The following is a 1,940-nucleotide window of genomic DNA, read 5'->3' as shown; positions in this document are numbered from 1 at the left end:
CGCGCGCCGGCCCGCGGCTTCCGCGGCGGCGCAGGTCGCGAGCGCCAGGTGCGTCTTGCCGGTGCCGGCCGGACCGACGAGGTAGACGCCGGCACCACTTCCGTCGTCGCCTGCCGCAAGCGCCCGCAGTTGCGCCAGTGCTTCCGGAACGATGCCCACGCAGGTCTCGAAGCGCTGGTCGGGCGGATACCTCAGCGCCAGCGGCAACTGCCGCGTGCCCGGCTCGCTCACGCGTCGTCCCTGTCCCCGGCGGTGCCGTCGACTGCCGGATCCATCGCGGGATCGATGGCGCGCGGCGCTGCCGCAGGCGGCAGGTGCCCGGCGTACAGCGGGCTGTCGAGGTAGCGCTCGTGCGCGTAGCGCAACAGCACGTTGGCCACGGCCGCCACCGGCAAGGCCAGGAACAGGCCGAGGAATCCGAACAGCACGCCGCCGGCGAACACCGCGAAGATCACCGCCATCGGATGCAGGCCGATGCGGTCGCCGACCAGCTTCGGGGTGAGCCAGTAGCTTTCGATCACCTGGCCGATGCCCCAGACGGCGACCACCCCCAGCAGGTGCGTCCAGTCGCCGAACTGCACCATCGAGGCGATGCCGCCGAGCACGATCACAGTGGTCGGGCCAAGGTAGGGCACGAACGTGAGCAGGCCGCCGACCACGCCGATGAGGATGCCCAAGTCGAGGCCGACCGCGAACAAGCCGATGCCGTAGAGCACGCCCAGGATCAGCATCACCAGCAATTGCCCGCGCATGAAGCCGCCGAGCACGGCGCTCGATTCGCGCGCCAGCCGCGACACCGTCGCCGCATGGTCGCGCGGCACCAGGGCCGCGAGGCGTTCGATGAAGATGTCCCAGTCGCGCAGGAAGAAGAACGTCAGCACCGGCAGCAACACCAGGTTGGCGACCCATCCGAGCAGGGCGAAACCCGAGCGCGAGACGTAACCCAGCACGGTGCTGGCCGCGCCGCCGGCCTGTTCCCAGTGCTCGCGCACCAGGGTGAACAGCCGCGCCGGATCCAGCCACTCCACCAGCTCCAGGCCGGTGCGCGACTCGAGCCACGGCAAGGCGACGCCCACCAGCCAGTCGCGGTAGTTCGGCAACGAACTGAACAGGGTCACCAGCTGGCGTTGCAGCAGCGGCAACAGCAGCAGCAGGCCCAGCAGGGTGACGGCGGCCATCGCCGAGAACACCACGATCACGGCGCCGTTGCGTGGCACCCCGCGCGACTGGATGCGGTCGACCAGCGGATCGCCGAGCCAGCCCAGCAGAGCGGCCAGCACGAACGGCGCCAGGATCGGCGAGAGCAGCCACAGCAGCCAGCAGGTGGCCAGCGCCACCAGCCCCCATTGCAGGCGCCTCAGGAAGGTGGCCAGCGTGTGCAGGTCGTCGTTGGCTTGCATGCCGTCCTCAGCGCAGGCGGAAGGCGACGGCCTGGCCCGCGCCTTCGCCGGCCGGGGCCTGCGCGAGCACGGTTTCCTCGACCAGCAGTTCGTCGTCCAGCACCCTGCGCAGGCCGGCCAGGCCAGTCGCCAGGTCGAGCTCGACGTCGAGGCGGTCGCCCGTCGCGCGCAGCGGCCTCACGTCGCGCACCACCGACTGCGCGCGCAGCCACGCGACCAGTCGCATGTAGTCCTCGCTGGAATCGATGCCGCTGAACATCACCTCGTGGCGGCCCGGCTCACCGATCGGCTCGGCCTTGGCATAGCGCGCCGACAGCGCGTCCGCGGCGCCGTCGGCGCCACCGGCCATCGCCCGCAACGCGCTGCGGTCGTGGCTCGACCAGCTCGAGAGTTCGCGGCCGTTGTCGACCATGATCCAGTCCGCGGTCCAGCCGTCGTCATCGCGGTAGAGCTTGCCGACCAGCTGCATCTGCGGGCTGTAGCGCGCGGAGATCGACGAAATGGCGGCCACGTCGCCGCGCCAGATCGCCCCGACCGCGG

3 protein-coding genes are annotated in these 1,940 nt (G+C 71.1%); all 3 read right to left on the bottom strand.

Going from position 1 to position 1,940, the window contains the following annotated elements:
• On the bottom strand, window positions 1–231 hold a 231-nt coding region (locus QAA18_RS05475; RefSeq protein WP_279411702.1), incomplete at its 3' end, for an ATP-binding protein.
• Window positions 228–1,400 carry an AI-2E family transporter gene (locus QAA18_RS05470; protein ID WP_279411701.1) on the bottom strand — a complete coding sequence of 391 codons (1,173 nt, stop codon included), beginning with the start codon at window positions 1,398–1,400 and terminating at the stop codon, window positions 228–230. The genes QAA18_RS05470 and QAA18_RS05475, both read right to left, overlap by 4 nt.
• A 7-nt stretch (window positions 1,401–1,407) precedes the next feature.
• A partial coding sequence (locus tag QAA18_RS05465) for a DUF2066 domain-containing protein (protein WP_279411699.1) occupies window positions 1,408–1,940 on the bottom strand: 533 nt, incomplete at its 5' end.

The sequence above is a fragment of the Luteimonas sp. 8-5 genome (assembly GCF_029763755.1).
In the GTDB taxonomy this organism is placed as follows: domain Bacteria; phylum Pseudomonadota; class Gammaproteobacteria; order Xanthomonadales; family Xanthomonadaceae; genus Cognatiluteimonas.
The sequence above is the reverse complement of the archived record's forward strand: the minus strand, read 5'-3'. Positions and strand labels throughout refer to the sequence as shown.

Coding starts and splice junctions, on each gene's coding strand:
- QAA18_RS05470 (WP_279411701.1), bottom strand. CDS start 1,400: ATGCAAGCCAACGACGACCTGCACACGCTGGCCACCTTCCTGAGGCGC.